Annotated in this window: 12 protein-coding genes and 8 pseudogenes; 11 read left to right on the forward strand and 9 right to left on the reverse strand. The window is 66.3% G+C overall.

Annotated features, from left to right (window positions below; translation table 11 throughout):
- The first annotated feature begins 49 nt into the window (after positions 1 to 49).
- The 6 genes and pseudogenes from H7F38_RS04865 to H7F38_RS26490 all read left to right on the forward strand — a co-directional run.
- Positions 50 to 349 (forward strand): TetR/AcrR family transcriptional regulator C-terminal domain-containing protein, encoded by a 300-nt coding sequence (locus H7F38_RS04865; protein ID WP_187093097.1) that lies wholly within the window; start codon positions 50 to 52, stop codon positions 347 to 349.
- 97 nt (positions 350 to 446) lie between these two features.
- Positions 447 to 1,280, forward strand: coding sequence for an MIP/aquaporin family protein (locus H7F38_RS04870; protein ID WP_222618457.1), 834 nt, complete (start codon positions 447 to 449; stop codon positions 1,278 to 1,280).
- 79 nt (positions 1,281 to 1,359) lie between these two features.
- Complete coding sequence (locus H7F38_RS04875; RefSeq protein WP_222618458.1) at positions 1,360 to 2,154, forward strand: DUF2127 domain-containing protein; 795 nt, start codon at positions 1,360 to 1,362, stop codon at positions 2,152 to 2,154.
- Positions 2,155 to 2,423: 269 nt separating this feature from the next.
- Positions 2,424 to 3,368, forward strand: a pseudogene (locus H7F38_RS04880) (IS1595 family transposase); the annotation flags it as partial.
- A gap of 223 nt (positions 3,369 to 3,591) precedes the next feature.
- Positions 3,592 to 3,954 (forward strand): hypothetical protein, encoded by a 363-nt coding sequence (locus H7F38_RS04885; RefSeq protein WP_187095003.1) that lies wholly within the window; start codon positions 3,592 to 3,594, stop codon positions 3,952 to 3,954.
- Between the two features lie 224 nt (positions 3,955 to 4,178).
- A pseudogene (locus H7F38_RS26490) lies at positions 4,179 to 4,259 on the forward strand (DUF427 domain-containing protein); the annotation flags it as partial.
- A gap of 69 nt (positions 4,260 to 4,328) precedes the next feature.
- On the opposite strand, the gene H7F38_RS04890 reads toward H7F38_RS26490, so the two are convergent.
- The gene (locus tag H7F38_RS04890) at positions 4,329 to 4,865 is read right to left on the reverse strand and encodes a carbonic anhydrase (protein ID WP_187093098.1); all 537 of its coding nucleotides are present in this window, start codon (positions 4,863 to 4,865) and stop codon (positions 4,329 to 4,331) included.
- Between the two features lie 68 nt (positions 4,866 to 4,933).
- Here H7F38_RS04890 and H7F38_RS04895 point away from each other — a divergent pair, with 68 nt between their 5' ends.
- The 5 genes and pseudogenes from H7F38_RS04895 to H7F38_RS25880 form a co-directional block, all read left to right on the forward strand.
- Positions 4,934 to 5,401, forward strand: a complete 468-nt coding sequence (locus H7F38_RS04895) for a MarR family winged helix-turn-helix transcriptional regulator (protein ID WP_187093099.1) — start codon at positions 4,934 to 4,936, stop codon at positions 5,399 to 5,401.
- Between the two features lie 758 nt (positions 5,402 to 6,159).
- Complete coding sequence (locus tag H7F38_RS04900) at positions 6,160 to 7,314, forward strand: AAA family ATPase (protein ID WP_370531297.1); 1,155 nt, start codon at positions 6,160 to 6,162, stop codon at positions 7,312 to 7,314.
- A 712-nt stretch (positions 7,315 to 8,026) separates the two neighbouring features.
- Positions 8,027 to 8,353: a transposase gene (locus H7F38_RS04905; protein ID WP_187093101.1), complete on the forward strand. Its 327-nt coding sequence runs from the start codon at positions 8,027 to 8,029 to the stop codon at positions 8,351 to 8,353.
- 54 nt (positions 8,354 to 8,407) lie between these two features.
- Positions 8,408 to 8,923, forward strand: a pseudogene (locus H7F38_RS26495) (IS3 family transposase); the annotation flags it as partial.
- Between the two features lie 130 nt (positions 8,924 to 9,053).
- Positions 9,054 to 9,227: pseudogene (locus H7F38_RS25880) on the forward strand (IS30 family transposase); the annotation flags it as partial.
- 19 nt (positions 9,228 to 9,246) lie between these two features.
- Here H7F38_RS25880 and H7F38_RS26500 read toward each other — a convergent pair.
- From H7F38_RS26500 to H7F38_RS04945, 8 genes and pseudogenes are all read right to left on the reverse strand, one after another.
- Positions 9,247 to 9,414: pseudogene (locus tag H7F38_RS26500) on the reverse strand (hypothetical protein); the annotation flags it as partial.
- 53 nt (positions 9,415 to 9,467) lie between these two features.
- Positions 9,468 to 10,276 (reverse strand): annotated as a pseudogene (gene istB / locus H7F38_RS04915) (IS21-like element helper ATPase IstB).
- Positions 10,273 to 11,169 (reverse strand): annotated as a pseudogene (locus H7F38_RS04920) (IS21 family transposase); the annotation flags it as partial. The pseudogenes H7F38_RS04920 and istB, both read right to left, overlap by 4 nt.
- Positions 11,170 to 11,222: 53 nt before the next feature.
- Complete coding sequence (locus tag H7F38_RS04925; RefSeq protein ID WP_222618297.1) at positions 11,223 to 13,421, reverse strand: site-specific integrase; 2,199 nt, start codon at positions 13,419 to 13,421, stop codon at positions 11,223 to 11,225.
- Between the two features lie 245 nt (positions 13,422 to 13,666).
- A complete protein-coding gene (locus tag H7F38_RS04930) occupies positions 13,667 to 14,908 on the reverse strand; it encodes a site-specific integrase (protein WP_187092107.1) in 1,242 nt (413 codons plus the stop codon).
- Between the two features lie 89 nt (positions 14,909 to 14,997).
- Positions 14,998 to 15,630: pseudogene (locus H7F38_RS04935) on the reverse strand (IS21 family transposase); the annotation flags it as partial.
- Positions 15,631 to 15,752: 122 nt separating this feature from the next.
- Positions 15,753 to 16,262 carry a hypothetical protein gene (locus H7F38_RS04940; RefSeq protein WP_187093102.1) on the reverse strand — a complete coding sequence of 170 codons (510 nt, stop codon included), beginning with the start codon at positions 16,260 to 16,262 and terminating at the stop codon, positions 15,753 to 15,755.
- Between the two features lie 211 nt (positions 16,263 to 16,473).
- Entirely contained in the window at positions 16,474 to 17,322 is an 849-nt protein-coding gene (locus tag H7F38_RS04945; RefSeq protein WP_187093103.1) for a DDE-type integrase/transposase/recombinase, read from the reverse strand.
- Positions 17,323 to 17,368: the final 46 nt, after the last annotated feature.

Consider the following 17,368-nt stretch of genomic DNA (forward strand, 5'->3'; position numbering starts at 1 on the left):
ACCCCAGTCGGCGCCGTGGATCCAGCCGCCGCTGCGCAGTCTGAGGTGGATGGAAAGATTTCTGCGGACGTTGCATGACGCCGGGTTTTCCGACCGGGCCGCGGTCTCTGCCTACCGGGCGTTCTCCTGCTTCCTGCTGGGTCACCTACTGCTCGAGGTCACCGCACTGGGCAGCATCAGTGCCGAAGTCGGACGAGCTGAACCGCAACCGGCGCCACCGGTCTATCTATCGGACTATCCCCACCTGGACGCCATTCAGGCCGAACTGACCCGCCCCTACACCGACGACGAATTCGAGGAAGCGCTGGAATCGTTGCTGGACAGACTGGAAAGTCAGGGGCTCACCTAACACGGGGCAGTCGCATCCGAATTCGTCTGTACCGGCCGGGACTGGCCGCCGCTACCTCAACCGCAACCCGCCGCCCCATCGCTTGCATGGAGTGAATGTGACCACCTCAGCCAGCACCGACACCGGATTCAACGGACACCGCCTGGACCCGGGTAACGGCATCCGCGCCGGTATCGCCGAAGCCGTCGGTACCTTTTTCCTGATCTACACCGGAACGGCCACCGCCGCCGCCGGCGCGCTGGGCAAATCCACCGCCGGACCACCCCCGGACTCCCTCGCCGTTGCGTTGGCATTCGGGTTGGTGCTGGCCGCGTTGGTCGGCGGGCTGGGGCAGGTGTCCGGCGCGCACATGAACGCCGCGGTCACCCTCGGACTCGCGGTCACCGGAAAATTCCCGTGGCGCTACGTCCCGGTCTACCTCGGGTTCCAGCTGCTCGGCGCGATCGCCGGGGCCGGCGCCACCTGGGCGACCTTCGGCAACGCCGCCCGCACCACGGCGCACCTGGGTGCCACCGTGCCCTCCGCCGGGGTCAGCGACGTCCGGGCGTTCGTCGTGGAAGCGTTGATCACCTTCCTGCTGGTGTTCGTGATCATGGCGGTCGCCACCGACCCGCGGGTCCCGGCTGCCCTGGCCGCCCCCTCCATCGGCTTCGCCCTGGTCGCCGCGGTGCTGATCGGCGGCGGCATCACCGGCGGCGCCGTCAACCCCGACCGGGCGTTGGGCCCGGCAATCATGTCCGGAACTTTCACCTCGCTGTGGGTGTACCTGCTCGCACCGATCGTCGGCGGCATCGCCGCCGCCCTCCTTTACAGCAACGTCGTCGCCAAAGCCGCCGCCCCGACGATGGAACACGGCGACCCACAAACCGGTAAAGCCGCCGGTGACCGCAGCCTGGCCACCGGCACGGACAGCCCGCACACCCCCCGCTGAACGGTCATCACCAACCAGTAGACCGCGAGCAGGCCAGCGGGAATCGGCCGCAGGGCCTCATCGAGAACAAAGGAGACAGGTGAGCAACGAGCAACCGGCGGTGAAACCGAACCGGTGGGAACTACGCGCCTGTGGCCGCCGCGGGCACGCCACCTACCGGCCGCAAGAGGCAGACCTGGCTGGTCGGCTGCGTACCGACACCGCCGTCGGGCAGGCATGGCGTTGCCTGCGGTGCGGCAACTTCGTCCCCGGACCGCCAGCCGGCGGCGGACCGGCCGACACCGCGCCGCTGGTGCTGCGCGGCAAAGCCCTGCGGCAGGCCACGATCCTGCGGGTGCTCGCCACTGAACGACTGATCCGCGCGGCGCTGCTGGCGTTCGCGGTGTGGGCGGTGCTGAAATTCCGCAACGCCCACGACTCCATCCAAACCGCCGTCGACCGGGACCTGCCGGCGTTCCGCGCGGTCGGTGTCCACGTGGACCAACTCGCGCTGGTGAAAGATCTGCAGAAGGCGCTGGACCAGGCGCCGAGCCGGTTGACGCTCATCGCGCTCTTGCTGGCCGCCTACGCCGCGATCGAACTGATCGAATCAGCGGGTCTGTGGCTGGCCAAGCGGTGGGGCGAGTACTTCGCCGTCGTCGCCACCTCCATCTTCCTACCGCTGGAGATACGGGATTTGCTGGGCGGCGTCACCTTCACCCGGGCCGGCGCCTTCATCGTCAACCTCGCCGCGGTCATCTACCTGCTGCTGTCCAAGCACCTGTTCGGCCTGCGCGGTGGCCGAGCCGCCTACGACCGCGAACGCCACGGTGAGCAGTTGCTGGAAATCGAACAAGCCGCCACTACCTCCACAGCCGCGCCATCGGCGAGGTAGCGAACCAGGCCACTGAGCACAGATCGAGCAACACTGGCCAATCGTGAGCATCTGCATGACAGAAGTTGATCCTCGCGGTCTGGGTCGGGTCCTTGGTAAGACGAGCCGCGCGAAGCAGAGGTCACATGTCCCGCATATTGTGGACGCGGGGCCCATCCAGACACCCTCTACCCCTATGGTCTCCTCCTCGCCCGCGTCATCGGCCGCAGTCGCTGCTTGGCTATAAAGCGATCTCAGGGCTATCCATCTGAGCCGACTAGGCTGGTGCGGTGCCGGTCGATCACCCACACGGTGGGATCCAGTATCCGCGGTCTCTGGGCGAGTTCCAGTCGTGGTTCGCCACGGATGCGGACTGTCTGGACTTCCTGGAGTGGCTGCGCTGGCCGGACGGTTTCGTCTGCCCGCGCTGCGAGCACGCCGGGGGTTGGCGGGTCGCGGACGGCAGCTTCAAGTGTGCGCAGTGCAAGGCACAGACTGCCGTAACGGCCGGCACGATGTTCGACCGTCGCCGGACCCCGCTGACGGTCTGGTTCCAGGTGTGCTGGGAGTTTGCCACGGCCAAGGATGGCGTCTCGGCGTTGGCGTTGAAGCGGACGCTGCAGATCGGCTCGTACCAGACCGCCTGGGCGATGCTGCACCGGTTGCGCTCGGTGCTGATCCGGCCTGGCCGGGAGCGGTTGACCGGAAGGGTGGAAGTCGATGAGACCTACATCGGCGGCGAGGAGGCCGGACTGGCCGGCGGACGAGCCAAGGGCAAGAAGGCCCTGGTCGCCATTGCGGTGGAAGTCAAGTCGCCCGAGGGCTTCGGGCGGTGCCGGCTGCGCATCATCCCCGACGTCTCCGCCAGCACCCTGCACACGTTCATCACTGACAACCTCGCCCCAGGATCCACGGTGGTCACCGACGGATGGACCGGGTATCTGGGCATCGACAAGTTGGGGTACACGCATGACCGGCGCAGCCAGCGCGCCGCGAAGGCCCTGGGCCAGGACATCGACAAGCTGCTGCCCGGAGTGCACAGGATCGCATCGCTGGCCAAGCGCTGGCTGCTGAGCACCCACCAGGGTGCCGTGAATATCGAACACCTCGACGGGTATCTGGACGAGTTCTGCTTCCGGTTCAACCGCCACCGTTCGGCCAGCCGCGGACTGGTCTTCCTGCGAGTACTGCAACTAGCCGTCGAACACGACCCGCTCCGCTACCGACAACTCATCGCCCGGCCAGCCCCGAAGGGCGTCCCGCCGACACCACCCGGAAGCCGAGGTCACCCACCCAGCCTGGACCGCACCCGCACCAGCCGACCCTGGCGTCGCGAACCCCCCCATCGTCTAAGTCGGCTCAGATGGATAGCCCTGAGCTTCGTTATCTGCCAAGCAAGGATGGAGCGTCGGGCAGGCGGTCCGGGGGCGTCACCAGCACCAATGTCACGTGACGGAAATGATGGGTTCGGAATTCTATTTCTCCTTCGGTCCGGACGTGAGCGGCGTGTTGATCCACATAATGGTGGGTGCCGGGTACGGGGCGGTCTTCGCTGTTGTGGTCAGGATGCTCAAGCTCGGCAGCCCGATGTTGCTGGTCGCGGGTCTGCCGTGGGGTGCGCTGGTGTTCCTGTTCAGTGCCTTCCTTGCGTTGCCGTTGATGGCCGCGATTTTCAACAGCGGCGACCAGATCACCCACATCGCGAAGTCGGCCGGGTGGGGCACGGTCTTCACCGAGCATCTGGTCTTCGGCGTGGTGTTGGGTGCGCTGCTGATGCTCGGCGTCCGGTCCTGGAAGCGGGTGTCGTCCTCGGCGGTGTGAACCGCGACCGTGAGAAGGATCCCGGGAGCGCGCCGACGCTCCGCGGAGACCAACCGGTGGACCTTCTGAACAAGGGATGCACCCGGCGGCGTCCGGGGCGGGGGTGGCAAAGAGCCAAGGTGACCTTCCAAAAGTTGGAATGAAGGCGGCATATCGCCGGGTTTCCGGCATACGGTCTGGCCTGGCGGTCAGGGCTTGTCTCAGCGAAACGGATGGGTGGGGCGATGGTGCAGGCAGTGTTCAACGGCCGGGTGATCGCCGACAGCGATGCAACTGTCGTCGTGGAGGGCAATCACTACTTCCCCGGGCCAGCAGCTGCCCGACCACCTGCAAGCCGGGGGAACCTGTTGCACCGGTGACCACGATGGTGGGCCTCACACCGTCACCTGGGCCGGGACGGTGATCTGCACCTGGCCGGTGGTGACGTCGTAGAACATCCCCGTCACTCGGTAGGAGTCGCTGATGCCCGGATGATTGCGCAGCACCTGCACGTCCACCTCGAGAGAGGCGTGCGGGTCGCCGACGGACTTGGCGGCCAGGTCGGCGGCATCGATACCGAATGCGGCGGCCAGTTGCTCCGGGTGGCCCTGCATGCGGGTGATGCCACATTGGTTGTGGTGCAGCACAATCAGGTCGCCCTTGGCCTCTTCGCTGGCCGGGCCGATCTGGGCGGGGAAACCCAGTGCCAGCAGATTGAGGATGTCCAGTACCGCCGGCGTGATCCGGCCACCGATGTTGCGGATCACCGGGGCATCACCCAACTCCAAGCCCAGGACCTGCGCCGGATCGACCCGGGGATCCAGGCAGCCGATGATCGTGGCCCGCAGCCGGGGCCGCAGTTCCAGCGGTCCCGGGAACCGGTGCTCGAGGAAATCCTGGTTGCGGGTGGTGAGGGTGTGCAGCGACGACATCTGGAACCTCCAGTGGTGTACCTACATCTGATTGGGTGTAGTTACACTACGACGTAGAGGTGATGTACATGCAACAAAAAAAGGAATCTGATCGGGACCGACGTGTCGCCGAGCAGTTGACCCAGGACATGGTGGCCGGCTGCGTCGGTGTGCGGGTCGGGCGACTGCACCGGCTGGTGTCCCGCGAATTCGAACGGCACCTGCGGCCGGTCGGGCTGTCCCTGCAACAGCTGGAGGTCCTGTCCACATTGACTGCCTGCCGCGGACCGGTGAAACCGACGGTCGTCGCGGAGCTGCTGGCCCTGGAACGCTCCACCATGAGCCGCAATCTGGCCATCCTGATCGACCGCGGCTGGGCCGCCAGCACCGACACCTCAACCACCGGACGCTCACTGGCGGTTGAGATCACCGCGGCCGGCACCGCCAAACTCGCCGAAGCCGGCGACGCGTGGCGTCAGGCGCAGACAGCCCTGATCGCCGACCTGGGCAGTGATGCTCCAGCCACTTTGAACGCCTGGCTGGCCGCACTCACGTGAATCGTTCGATCAACGACCGAATGAGTCCACGGAACCGACCGGGCACGACAAGAAGCACTCTGCAGACACATCGGTGGTGCCACTACTCATCCGGTTCGTCCTTGGATCGAGGCCGCGTCGTTGCCTTCACGATCACCAGGTCGGGTTTGAGCGGTCACGCAACCCGTTCGCTTCAAGGCTTGACCGGCAGGCAAACGCTTGACGCGGCCCCTTGCTATCTGCCGAGCGCCGGTGGTGTGTGTCCGACAGCCCGCACCAGGCTCGCGCGCGGTACTGGCCCACCATCGTCTCGGGCAACCACCTCACGGGCCGGGACCGTGTTGTGCTGCGGTCGTGGTGCGTTACCGAGGCGCTTGGTAGGTCGACCATATCGGCGGTACGCCCGTGATCATCACCCTCTGCGTTCCGACCGACTGCGGGAACGCTGATGCAGCCCACTACGCGCCGTGGGGATAGCAGCGGCGCCGGATGGCAGCGATCCGAGCCAGCAGCCATGGCCACCACGCAGCCGCAGTTCGGCCGGGTGTGTCAAACAGTCGTTGGAACGGACCAGCCATGCGGAGTCGACGCCCTCCGGCAGACCCACTGCTTGGGTTATAGTCGTTCATACAAATGTCTTTGTATGAATGAGTATGAAGGGAAGGTAGGTTGTGGAGGGCAGCCCCTACAGTCCTGGTGCCGGCACGCTCCCGCCTGTCCTGGCGGGCCGCGATGGGCTGCTGCATCGGCTGATGATCGGGCTCAACGATGTGTCCACGGTGGGTCGTACGCGTACGCAGGACGTGATCCTGGTCGGACCCAGGGGTGTCGGCAAAACGGTGGCAGTGTCCGTCTACGGGGAGCAGGCACGGGGCAGTGGGTTCGAGGTCATCAACCTGCAGGCGGTGTCAGGACGAACAGGACTCGTGTCATCGCTTCTTGAGCGGGCGGCCAGCGGGATCGCCCGCCACAGTGGCCCATGGACCCGCGCCAAGCAGGCGTTCGACCGCATCGCGAGCATCAGTCTCGGGGTCGCCGGTGTGAGCCTGGGAATCGCGACGCAACGAGAGACACCGACCGGGCATCCGGACCCCGGCACGCTCGCCGAGGCGCTGGCGGCCCTGGCCGACGAGGTGCGCAGCGACACCCCCGGGGGCGGTCTGCTTTTGACGATCGATGAGATGCAGGAGGCTGCTGGGTCGGACCTGGCCCTGCTTGCGGCAACTTTGCACCGGCTGACCGTGGACCACCGAAATGCAGCAGTGCTGTTCGCCGGGACTGGGCTGCCGCACACACCGGACGTGTTGCGTCTGGCGAGGGTGACCCACCCTGACCGGTTGTTCTTGCTGGAGGAACTGCCGGTGGCGCTGGCCCCGGAGGACGCATTGTTCGCGGTCGTGGAGCCGGCGCGCCGGCTCGGTGTGCGATGGGATCCACGGGCGGCCACCGAGCTTGTCGCCGCCAGCAATGGCCACCCCGCCCACGTTCAGATGTTCGCCCATGCGGCGTGGCTCGCCGCGGTGGGCCCCGGGTTGATCGGCCTGACCGAATCGCGGGCCGGGCTGGCGCAAGCCCACGATGATCTTGCCCGCCGCACTCTGGGCCCCCGGTGGCGGGCGATGCCCGAGCGGCAGATGGAGTACATCGCAGCCCTGGCATCGCTGGGTGGCACCTCGACCACCAGCTCGGTTGCGCGAGCCCTGGGAAGAACCGTGCAGGAGCTTTCCCAGGTGCGCGACGCGTTGATGCGCGAAGGCGACCTCTACAGCCTGCACCGCGGTCACATCGCCTTGGCGGTACCAATATTCGGTTCCTACGCGCTGGCCGAATACGAACACGCCAGGAAAGACGCGACCGCCGAGCTGATCGGCCTGGACCAGATGCGTCTCAACGCCGGATCAACGGGCCGCAGTCAGCCTCTGCCACCGGCCTGACCCGCTGAGCCGGGTCGATCCCCACAGTCTGACCCCGTAGGGACTCGGCGATCACGGCGAGATGGCTGATCCGACTGTGACGGTGCTCGTGCCGCGTGGGTAGGTGACCGATACGTTGCCGCCGGCTGTCGCTGATCCGATGGTGGCGATCAGGCGTCGGCGGAGCTGATGAGGTCGCCGCCGACCTTGATGATCACAACCGCTCCGGCGAAGTAACGCTGCACCACCATGGGACGCCACCCACCCGTCTGCTGCGGGTTCTCGACATGCCCACCTGTTAACCGTCGCTGGGTGTGCGGAGGATTTGATCTGATCCGTCGTTGAGCGTGCGGACGGGCTGGTCGGATTCGGCTCGGGGGTTGTGGCCGGTGGTCGGCGTCGTCAGAGTGTCGAGGAACTGTTGGGTGCACGGCACCCCCTCGACTTCTTGGCGGATGTGGACGGGGGTGCCGTGCGTGTGCGAAAGGACGCACGTTGGTCACGGTAAGCGCCGATGCTGGTTCCGTCGAGTTCCGCCTGCTGGCCGGGCAGATCAGCTGTCCGGGCTGCGGGTTGGGGGTGCTCGGCGGGTGGGGTTTCGCTCGTTCCCGCCCGGTCGTCGGTGCCGCCGAGCGTCTGCGGCCGCGCCGGGCGCGGTGCCGGAGCTGTCGGGTGACGCATGTGAACCACCCCGGGTTTTGCGTAGGGCCTGATTCCACGGGAAGGTGGAAGCATGCCAGCACAACGGAAGTACCCGCAGGAGCTGCGGGACCGGGCAGCGCGGTTGGTCGCCGAGGCGATGGCCGAAGACCCCAAACTGTCGCTGAACGCGGCGACGAAGCGGATCGGCCCGAAGCTCGGGATCGTGCCGGACACGCTGCGCGCTTGGATCAGCCAGGCGCAGATCGATGCGGGGAGGCGACAGGGCACTACGACGGAGGACGGCAAGAAGATCAAGGAGCTCGAGTCTGAGGTGCGAGAACTGAAGCGCGCCAACGCGATTCTGTTGGCGGCGTCAAGTTTCTTCGCGCGGGAGCTCGACCCGCGACTGCCGTGGTAGTAGCATTTATCAACCAGAACAAGGCGCGTTTCGCCGGTCGTGCCGATCTGCCGGGTGCTCACCGAGCACGGGTGCAAGATCGCCCCGCAAACGTACTACTCCGCCATCAAGCGTGGCCCGTCGGCGCGAGACCTGCGTGATGTCAATGCATTGCAGGAGATCCGCCGCGTCCACCAGGCGTCGCGAGGCGGCCTGTACGGCGCCAGGAAGGTCTATCACCAGCTCCACCGGGAAAGTGTCCAGGTCGACGGCTCCGGCGTCGCCCGGTGCACCGTGGAACGGTTGATGACAAAGCACGGCCTGGTCGGTGTCCGCCGGGACCGCAAGGTCCGCACCACCATCGCCGACAGGACTGCTCACAGGCCTGCTGACCTGGTCAAACGGAACTTCACGGCCGACCGGCCGAATCAGCTGTGGGTGCTGGATTTCACCTACGTTCAGACTTTGGCCGGCTGGGTGTACGTCGCGTTCGCGATCGACGTGTTCTCCCGCATGATCGTCGGATGGCGGGCATCGACCAGGATGCGCACCGACCTACCGTTGGATGCGTTGGAGATGGCCATCTGGAACCGGGAACGTGCAGGTCACAGCACCAAAGGTACCGTGCACCACAGTGACGCCGGGTCGCAGGGCGGATTCAACTGGTCGTCGCAACACTCCCGAGAGTGGAGGTCTTGCAATGGGTCCAGCTTCGGATCGGATGATGTCGATGACCGGGCGGCCGGCGATGCGGTCGCCCGGGCGGCCGCCGGCCCGCCGGGATGTCGAACGGGTATTTTGGCGCAACATCGCGAAAGGGATGACCAGCGAAGACGCCGCGACGGCGTGCGGCGTGTCGGGGCCCGTCGGGACGCGTTGGTTCGGCGGGCGACCTCACGCACTCCGTTGCCCTGCGCTGTCAGCAGAGCGATGTCCTCTCGCTCAACAAACGAGAGATATCTGCGCGACGGGCGTCGCAGCCACGATGGACCATCTTCCGCCGCGCTGCCCCACCAGGTTGAACGCAGCCAACGTTTCCAACGCTTCGTAGACGGTGGAGCGGGCCATCTGTCAACGGCCATCTTGAGGTCCCCGCTGGTGGCCAGTTGATTGTCCCCACCCGTTGCTGAGGTTTTCAGGTGTTCGTGGTGGCCTCCCGGTGGTTGCGTGCGTCTTTCATGCGGCGGGATTCGCCGTGGGTGACCACGATGGTGGCGTGGTGCAGGAGCCGGTCCAGGATGCTGACTGCGGTGGTGTGTTCGGGCAGGAAGTGGCCCCATTGGTCGAAGGGCCAGTGGGAGGCGATCGCCAGGGAGCGGCGTTCGTAGGCGGCGGCGACCAGGCGGAACAGCAGTTGGGTGCCGGTGTCATCCAGCGGTGCGAAGCCGACTTCGTCGATGATGATCAGGTCGTTGCGGATGAGGGTGTCGATGATGCGGCCGACGGAGTTGTCGGCCAGGCCGCGGTAGAGCTGTTCGATGAGATCTGCTGCGGTGCAGTACTTTACTTTCATTCCGGCGGTGACGGCGGCCTGGCCCAGTGCGATGAGGGTGTGCGATTTGCCGGTGCCGGGCGGTCCGACCAGGCCAGATTCGACTTGTCGGTGATCCACTGGAGGTCGGCGAGGTAGCTGAACGTCTTGGCCGGGATCGAGGAGCCTTCGACGTCGAAGGTGTCCAGGATTTTGGTGACGGGGAACGCGGCGGCTTTGAGCCGGTTGGCGGTGTTGGAGGCATCGCGGGCGGCCAGCTCAGCTTCGATCAGGGTGCGCAGCAACTCCTCCGGGGTCCAGCGTTGCGTTTTGGCGGTGAGCATCACCGCGGCGGCGATGCCGCGGATGGTGGACAGCTTCAGCCGGCGCAGTCCGGCGGTCAGGTCGGCGGGCAGTTCGGGGACGACCGGTGTTGCCGGCGGCGTAGACCTGGTTGAGGTGGTGGTGGTCATGGGGTGACTCCTGTTGCGGTGGTGGGGTTGTGGCCGGTGACCGCGGCGAGGTTGTAGTCGGCCAATGAGCGGGTGCCGGCGGCGGGGAGGGCGACGATCAGGGCTCCGCCGGGTGGGACCTGGGTGGGTGTGGCGGTGCCGGCGGCCAGGATGGAGCGGACGTCGGCGGCGCGGAACCGTTTGAACGCCACCGCCCGGCCCAACGCCGCAATGAGTTGGTCGTGGCCGTGGGCGGCGCCCAGGGCCAGCAGCACGTCCAGTTCGGAGCTCAGGCGGGTGTTGCCGATGGCGGCGGCGCCGACCAGGAACGCCTCCGCGGCCTCGCCCAAAGCGCAGAACTGCCGCTCGGAGGCGGTGCGGGGTCGCGGTGCCCGTGAGGGCGCGGGCCGCGGCCCGCCGTAGTGGACGTCCTGGACGGACACCTCGCCGGGGGCGACCAACAGGTGTTCGGCCAGGACTTCACCGGTGCTGGGGTCGCCGATCACCAGGTGGCCGGCGGCCTGGACGAGGCGGACCTGCCGGCCGATCATGGTGGTCGGCACGGAGTAGCGGGCCGAGGCGAACCGGACGCAGGAGAGCCGGTCGACCTTGCGGATCACCGGCGCCGGTCCGAAGTCCAACCGCAGAGAGGGCAACGGTCGCAACACTTCCCGCTCCACCACCAGTCTTTCGTCGGGGATGGCGGCGATCTCCGAATGCACCCGGGCGTTGACCTCCGCGCACCAGATCTTCGCCGCAGCGTTCGCCGCATCGACCCCGACCGGTCGGCCTGCCAACTGTGCTTCGGTGAGCAGCGGCACCACCAGATCCCGCTGCGCGTAGCCGACCAGGTTCTCCACGATTCCTTTGGACTCCGGGTCCTGGGCGTGGCAGAAGTCCGGGGTGAACCCGTATTCTCTGAACTTTTTTCACTGAATGCGGTGGCCTGACGCCGAGCTGATCGTTGTCAGCGCTTGCCTGTGATGCCCTCTGGCTGCCTTCTGGCGGTAGGGTCACCGAGGTTGACGGTGTTGTTTCGGCCGGAGGTGCGCCGGTTGTCGATCTGGCTGATCTTTTCGGTTGCTCCAGCGAGACTTACTTCCAGTCCTTCGATTTCACCGAGCCAACCCTCGTTCTGGGCTTCGGTGATCCGCGCCTGCAGGTTGTCGCGGATGTCGACGAGGCGGGGCCGCTGGTCGGGGTCGGGCCAGAGCATGGAGCAGCGGACGCAGGCGTGTTCGTGGATGCAGGGGCTTCCGAACGCGCGGGCGCAGGTGCCGATCGAGACTTTCCTTCGCTCGAAGTGGCCGAGAAATTCCTGCCATTCGTCGTCGGTGGGGACGCGGTATTCCTCGGTGGGCCGCAACGAGCGTCGGCGGGCGAGGAACGCCAGGTGGGCGTGGATGGTTTCTTCCGGATAGATCGCTTTGTAGCCGAGGGTCACGTTGATGTCGCGATGCCCGGCGATGATCTGGGCGATGTGCGGTGGGAGGCCGCCGAGGATTGCGCCGGTGATGAACATCCTGCGGAAGTCGTGTGGGGTGTAGTGCAGCGGTTCGTCCTCGCCGGGATTGTTCAAACCGGCTTTGGTGAGAGCTTCGGAGAGGAACTTGCCGACGCTGGTGGTGGAGATTGCCCGGCTCTCCGTGCCGATCCTTCGTTGGAACAGCACCGGCGCCGGCGCTGCCCAGAGTCGCTCGCGTGTGTCATAAGCCGAGACCAGCGGGACAGCCCCGGAGCGCAGACGAATGCGAGAGATGATGGTGCTGAGCACTTCTGCCAGTTCCGGGCTGACCACGAGCAGCCGTTCGGTGTCGGTCTTGGACGGCAGGATCTGCAGCAGCGGGACGATCTGTCCGGTGGTGGGCAGCCGATACTGCACCAGGCTGTGATGGTTGAGCTCGAGGAGTTCCTCGGCCCTGACGCCGGTGGTGCGTAGGACCTCCACGATCGCCCAACTCCAGAACGCGTGGTCCTCCTCACGGGTGAGGTTGCGCCGCTTCCCGGTGATCGGGTCATCCGCCCAGATGGTCTCGCGGGCTCCGCGTGCGACGACAGCTCTGATCAGGGTGGCACCGGCGGCCGTGAACGGCTGTCCTGGTTCTGCTTGGGTCGCCGCGTCGAGCAATGATCTGGCGGTGGTGCGGTGCTGATCGACCGCCCGGACCAGGGCCGGCAGGGCGGGCAGCAGCCGGCGGGTCCGTGCATCCATGCGTGCTTTGAGGCGCCGTTTCGCTTTGCGTCGGTCGATCTCTTCCTCTCCGACCGGGCAGGGCACCACCCACCGGCCCCAGCGTGCAGGGTCCTCGACCGCCCAGTGCGCCAGATCAAGATAGAAGGCCCTGACCGGTGTCAGACATTCCCGGTAGTTGATGCGTTCAACGGTCACGGCCGTCCGTTCACCGGCAGGCAGAGTTCTCGTCTTGGTGAAAGTGCGAAGCCGACGTTTCCAGTCGTCGGCGACCTGAGCAGACAGATGCAGGGTGTCGATGCCTGGGTGGTGGGCCTCAATGTCGGCCCAGAACCGTTTGCCCAGGTAGTAGGACAACGAGTCCAAGCTGGTGTAGTCCAGCGCCGGTTGACGTTCCCGCAGGTAGTCCACGAACAGGTCCCGGACGGCGGGATTGACCAGCTGGTAGCGGTCGATCAGTTGCTCCGGTGTCTGCTGCCCGCGGGTGCGCAGCCCGCGGAGCATCGCCGGTGCGTCGTCGCTGAACACTCCGAGGTCGCGCAGGACCCGGTAGAAGGTGGTGCGACCACTTGATGCGTCCGGGCGTGACCGGTCTTCCGCGGCGAATAACTCCACCACATCGCCGATGGTGATCTGTGCGATGGTGCCGCCCTTGGCTGCCAAGATCAGCGCGCAACGGTAAACGCACTGGGTGGCAGTGGGTTTGGACACGCCACCGTCATCGGCGCAGAGTTCTCGGAGCCGCGCGAAACCCGACTGATCCCGGGAAGCGGCCAGGTTCCGCACCAGCAGGCCACCCCGACCGCCACCGCCGCCGACCAGCCAGGCCAGTGTGGGTCGGAACAGGTCGGCGCTGATCGCCAACGGCAGCGCCTCCACCAACGCTTCCTGATGCCAACGCCGGTGGCCGCGAACACCGAGCCACTCGTTAGGAACCTGCCGCCAATCCGCGCCGGCAGTATCAGCGCCGCTCACCAACCACCGGTCCTGCCACGTCGCGCCAGGCATAGCGCTGAGCCAGTGAAGGAGCAAACCGATCCCACACAGCCGTTTGCTGTGTTCACCGGTCGCCGACCGGACGGGCGGCATCGAGGCGAGATGTTCGCGCGCCAACTCCGCAGACCACCAGGTCGCCGGCCATGACTGGCCTGCGGCCCGCGGCGCGGGTTGCGCTGGCGGTGTCGCCGGCGAGGCAACTACCGAGCCGATCGCCGTCGCGTTCACCGCGAGATGTTCTTGCCGAAAAGCACTTCCATCGTCTCGGGTCGATATCCCGGTGCGAGCGGCGGAACCGCCCGGGCGGCCGCGCGTTGGGACTGCTCGGCGTGGTGAGTGAGCAGCCTTCGGATCACGTCCTCCTTGCGAGGTGTCAGGTAGATCTGTGTGGTGCTGAGCTGGGCATGACCCAACACCAACTGCACGTCGGTCAACGGGAGCGCCGGATCCTCAGCCATCCGGTAGGCCGCGGTATGCCGCAACGCGTGCAACGTCGCCGCGGTGCCCGCCCGCTCGTTCACCCGCTCGAACATGCGGTGCACCGCGTGATAGGTCAACGGGCGCGGCGGGCGTCGCAAGGTCCACCACAACGGCTGGCCACGCCCCGGCGGGATGACCCCATCCATTTCCAACTGGTAGAGCCGCAACCAGACGAACGCATCGGTCGACGCCGGAAGTTGCTGCGCAGCACCAGAACCCTTGCGGACCACGGTGATCAGCTGACGACCAGGATCGGCACCGCCCGAGGTGACGGACAACAGTTCCGAAGCGCGCGCCCCCGTCGAGACATAGAAGGCCACCAGTGCCCGATCTCGATGCGAGGGTAGTCGCGCGAAGATGTCGTTGAACTCTGCATCCGGAATGCTGCGCGGGATCCGGCTCGGGACGACGGGCCGATAAAGGCCGGCCCGTTCATTGCGATACGGCTCCATCGGATTGTGATGAGCGTGTGCCCGGCCACCGCGACGAGAACGATCCAACGGAAACGGGTTCAGGATCGGGCCAGTGCCGCAATCGCGGTGGAAGTCATAGAAGCCCCGCAACACCGACTCGCTGTGGGCGCGTACCGACACCGCATAGGCCATGCCACCCGGAGCGGCCGCCACCGACCCGACCGCCGGTTCGTCCGCCGGCCGCCGCCAATGCGGCCGCGGAGACCGGCCGGTGACCTGGAGCCAGCGGGAGAAGTCCCGGGCCTCGACCCTCGTCGCCCGATCCCACCGCACCCCGACCGCCCACAAAAACCGGAACCACCGCAGCAGATCCATCCCGTAGGACCGGGCCGTCGACGCCGACCGACCAGCGGCCTGCAACTCCCGGAAGAACTCCGACACCGACTCCACCGGGTCCCCGGCCACATCCAGCAGCCGATACGGCTCCGACACCTCGCCGGTCCCGAACAGCCGACCGACCAACGGAACTACCAGCCGAGCCCGATCCGCCAGCCCCTCTCCCACGATTTCCATCCACGATTTCTAGCATCATCAGGTGATCCTCTCGCCGACGACACGCCGCCTTTGAGCTGCAGTTACACACCAAGTAGTTCAGTCAACGGGTAGTGTCCGGCCAACCGGATGAAATCCGGTGTGGGGATGACGACGTTGGCCACGACACCGCCTTTGAGGCACGCCATCCGGTCGGTCAGCAACTTGCCCGGGACACCACCGGCGGCCTGCAGCGCTTCGGCCAGGAAACCCAAAGTGGTGGAGGACCTCTCGTTGGTGGCGAAGGCGACGAACCGCCACCTCGACCAGGCCAGCACCGCGCAGAACAGGTGCAACCCGGCGCCGACATCAGCCCAGTCGAACACCATGAACGCGCCCGGTTCCCACACCGCCGGGCGGCGACCACGGTGATTACTGCGGCGCCACAACGCTTTCTGGTCTGCGACCAGACGCCGGAAGTTCCGGGCCGACCCCTGATAGCCGGCGGCCTGAGCCACCGGCAGCAGCCGCTTCGCCGAGATCCGGCCCTTCGACGTTTCGATTCGTTTGGCGACCAGCTCGGTCACCGCCTCGAAGTTCCGGGCCCGCGGCGCCGGCACCGGCCGGTCCTGGCCGGCCTCGGCGCGTTCCACGACCCGCCGCACAGTCTTGTGGGCGGTGGCGCAGATCTGCGCTGCGCCCCGGTAGGTGCCGACCTCGCGGTAGGCGGAAATGATGTCCATTCGTTCCCTCGCTGACAACATGGAGCTCCCTGGGCGGTGCGGTGACTGGTTGGCACCGCCACCGTCACCGCCCAGGGCCTCACGGCTCGACACGACACGACGAGCAAGGGGTGGGGACTTTCAACTGGCCAAAACCGGGGACCTCACCTGGCCACCACCGGGGACTTTCTCATGGCCACGGACACCATCCCGGTTTCGGTGGACAGTTCGAAGCTGGACGGCCTGCTCTTGGCGCGCTCCAACGCCTCGTAGACGAACGCGGCCGGCAGACCGAGGTCCCGGAACACCGGGCGCAACGCATGGATCTTCCCGGCCCGCCAGTCCAACCGACTGGCGCGGGCAGCGACAGAGTCAGAGATCCGCAGCTCGTAGAGGTCACCGAGTAGTCCCCGGTCGTTCTCGATCAGGTACACCAGCGGCTCCGGCTCATCCCGCAACATCCGCAGGTGCGCTGCGACCGTCGTGTGGTCCATCCCGCTGGCCACATCCAACGACCGGGTCCCGAACGCGATGTACCGGCTACCGGATTTCATCGCCGCCTCACCCAAAGCCCGTAGCACCATCCGCACCGCCGGGCCGGTACGACCGCGGTAGCGACCTCGTTCCGTCAGCTCCAGCGCCGTCCGCCATTCACGGATGAACTGATATTCCACGGCGGTTGATCGTTTCTGTTGACTTTGAACTGTCGTCCCAGGCCGGCGGTGTGTAGCGGGCTCGCTTGTGGGGGATATGGGACATGTCTCACACCGGTGTTGTTTGCCTTCGCTTTTTGGACCCAGGAGACGGCGTTGCGCCAGTCGGACAGGACGGCTCTGCGGCGGGTGCCCGCTGTCTGTCAAGTCAAGCGAGACACGGGTGTTGAGTTTATTCGGGTAGGGCTGGTTCCGGCTTGTTAATCCAGGCCGTCTCGGGTCGGGTCGGTGGGTGGGGTCGTCGGCCGAACCGCGCTGGGTTGGCATGGAACGCCGCGGTCAGGGTCGTGCGGCGGGCGTCGTCGATGGCGTCGGCGGTGCCGAAGTGGACGGACGCGGGCGTGTGCCAGCCGATGCCCGAATGCCGGTGGATGTAGTTGTATTGGTAGAAAAATTCGGTGCAGAATTGTTTGGCGTGCTCCAGCGAGTTGAAGTGTTCAGGGAAATCAGGCAGATATTTCAGGGTCCGGTACTGCGCCTCGGAAAAGGGGTTGTCATTGGACACGTGCGGTCGGGAATGGGATCGGGCGACGCCCAGGTCGGTGAGCAGCATCGACACCGGTTTGGAGGTCATGGAGGTGCCGCGGTCGGCGTGGACGCTGTGCGGGGCGGTGCCGTTGCGGCCGATCGCCCCGGCGATGAAGTCGGCGGCCAGATTGGACTCCTCGCAGGTGGAGACCAGCCAGCCGGGGTTGAAGCGGGAGAAGATGTCGATGAGCACGTACAGGTGGTAGAAGATTCCTTTGCTGGGGCCGCGGAGTTTGGTGATGTCCCACGACCAGATCTGCGACGGTGCGTCGGCCATCAGCTCAGGCTTGATCTTCGCTGGATGTGTTGCTTGCATCCGTCTTTCGCGGGTCTGACCGGCGGCCCGGGCGATCCGGTACATGCTGGACATCGAGCACAGGTACCGCCCTTCGTCCAGTTCACGGGTCCAGATCTGCCCGATCGCCAGATCGGAGTACTGCTTGGTGTTGATCAACTCCAGCACCGCCGCCTGCTCCCTACCTGTCAGGCTCAACTGAGACATCCGCAAGGCCCGGGTGCAACGCTGTAGGGCGTGACAG

The sequence above is a fragment of the Nakamurella sp. PAMC28650 genome (genome assembly GCF_014303395.1).
Lineage (GTDB): Bacteria > Actinomycetota > Actinomycetes > Mycobacteriales > Nakamurellaceae > Nakamurella.

Excerpts from the sequence above, each read along its gene's own strand:
- H7F38_RS04865 (WP_187093097.1), top strand. The coding sequence starts at position 50 with ATGGAAAGATTTCTGCGGACGTTGCATGACGCCGGGTTTTCCGACCGG.
- H7F38_RS04930 (WP_187092107.1), bottom strand. The coding sequence starts at position 14,908 with ATGGAAATCGTGGGAGAGGGGCTGGCGGATCGGGCTCGGCTGGTAGTT.
- H7F38_RS04905 (WP_187093101.1), top strand. The coding sequence starts at position 8,027 with ATGCCAGCACAACGGAAGTACCCGCAGGAGCTGCGGGACCGGGCAGCG.
- H7F38_RS04885 (WP_187095003.1), top strand. The coding sequence starts at position 3,592 with ATGATGGGTTCGGAATTCTATTTCTCCTTCGGTCCGGACGTGAGCGGC.
- H7F38_RS04890 (WP_187093098.1), bottom strand. The coding sequence starts at position 4,865 with ATGTCGTCGCTGCACACCCTCACCACCCGCAACCAGGATTTCCTCGAG.
- H7F38_RS04895 (WP_187093099.1), top strand. The coding sequence starts at position 4,934 with ATGCAACAAAAAAAGGAATCTGATCGGGACCGACGTGTCGCCGAGCAG.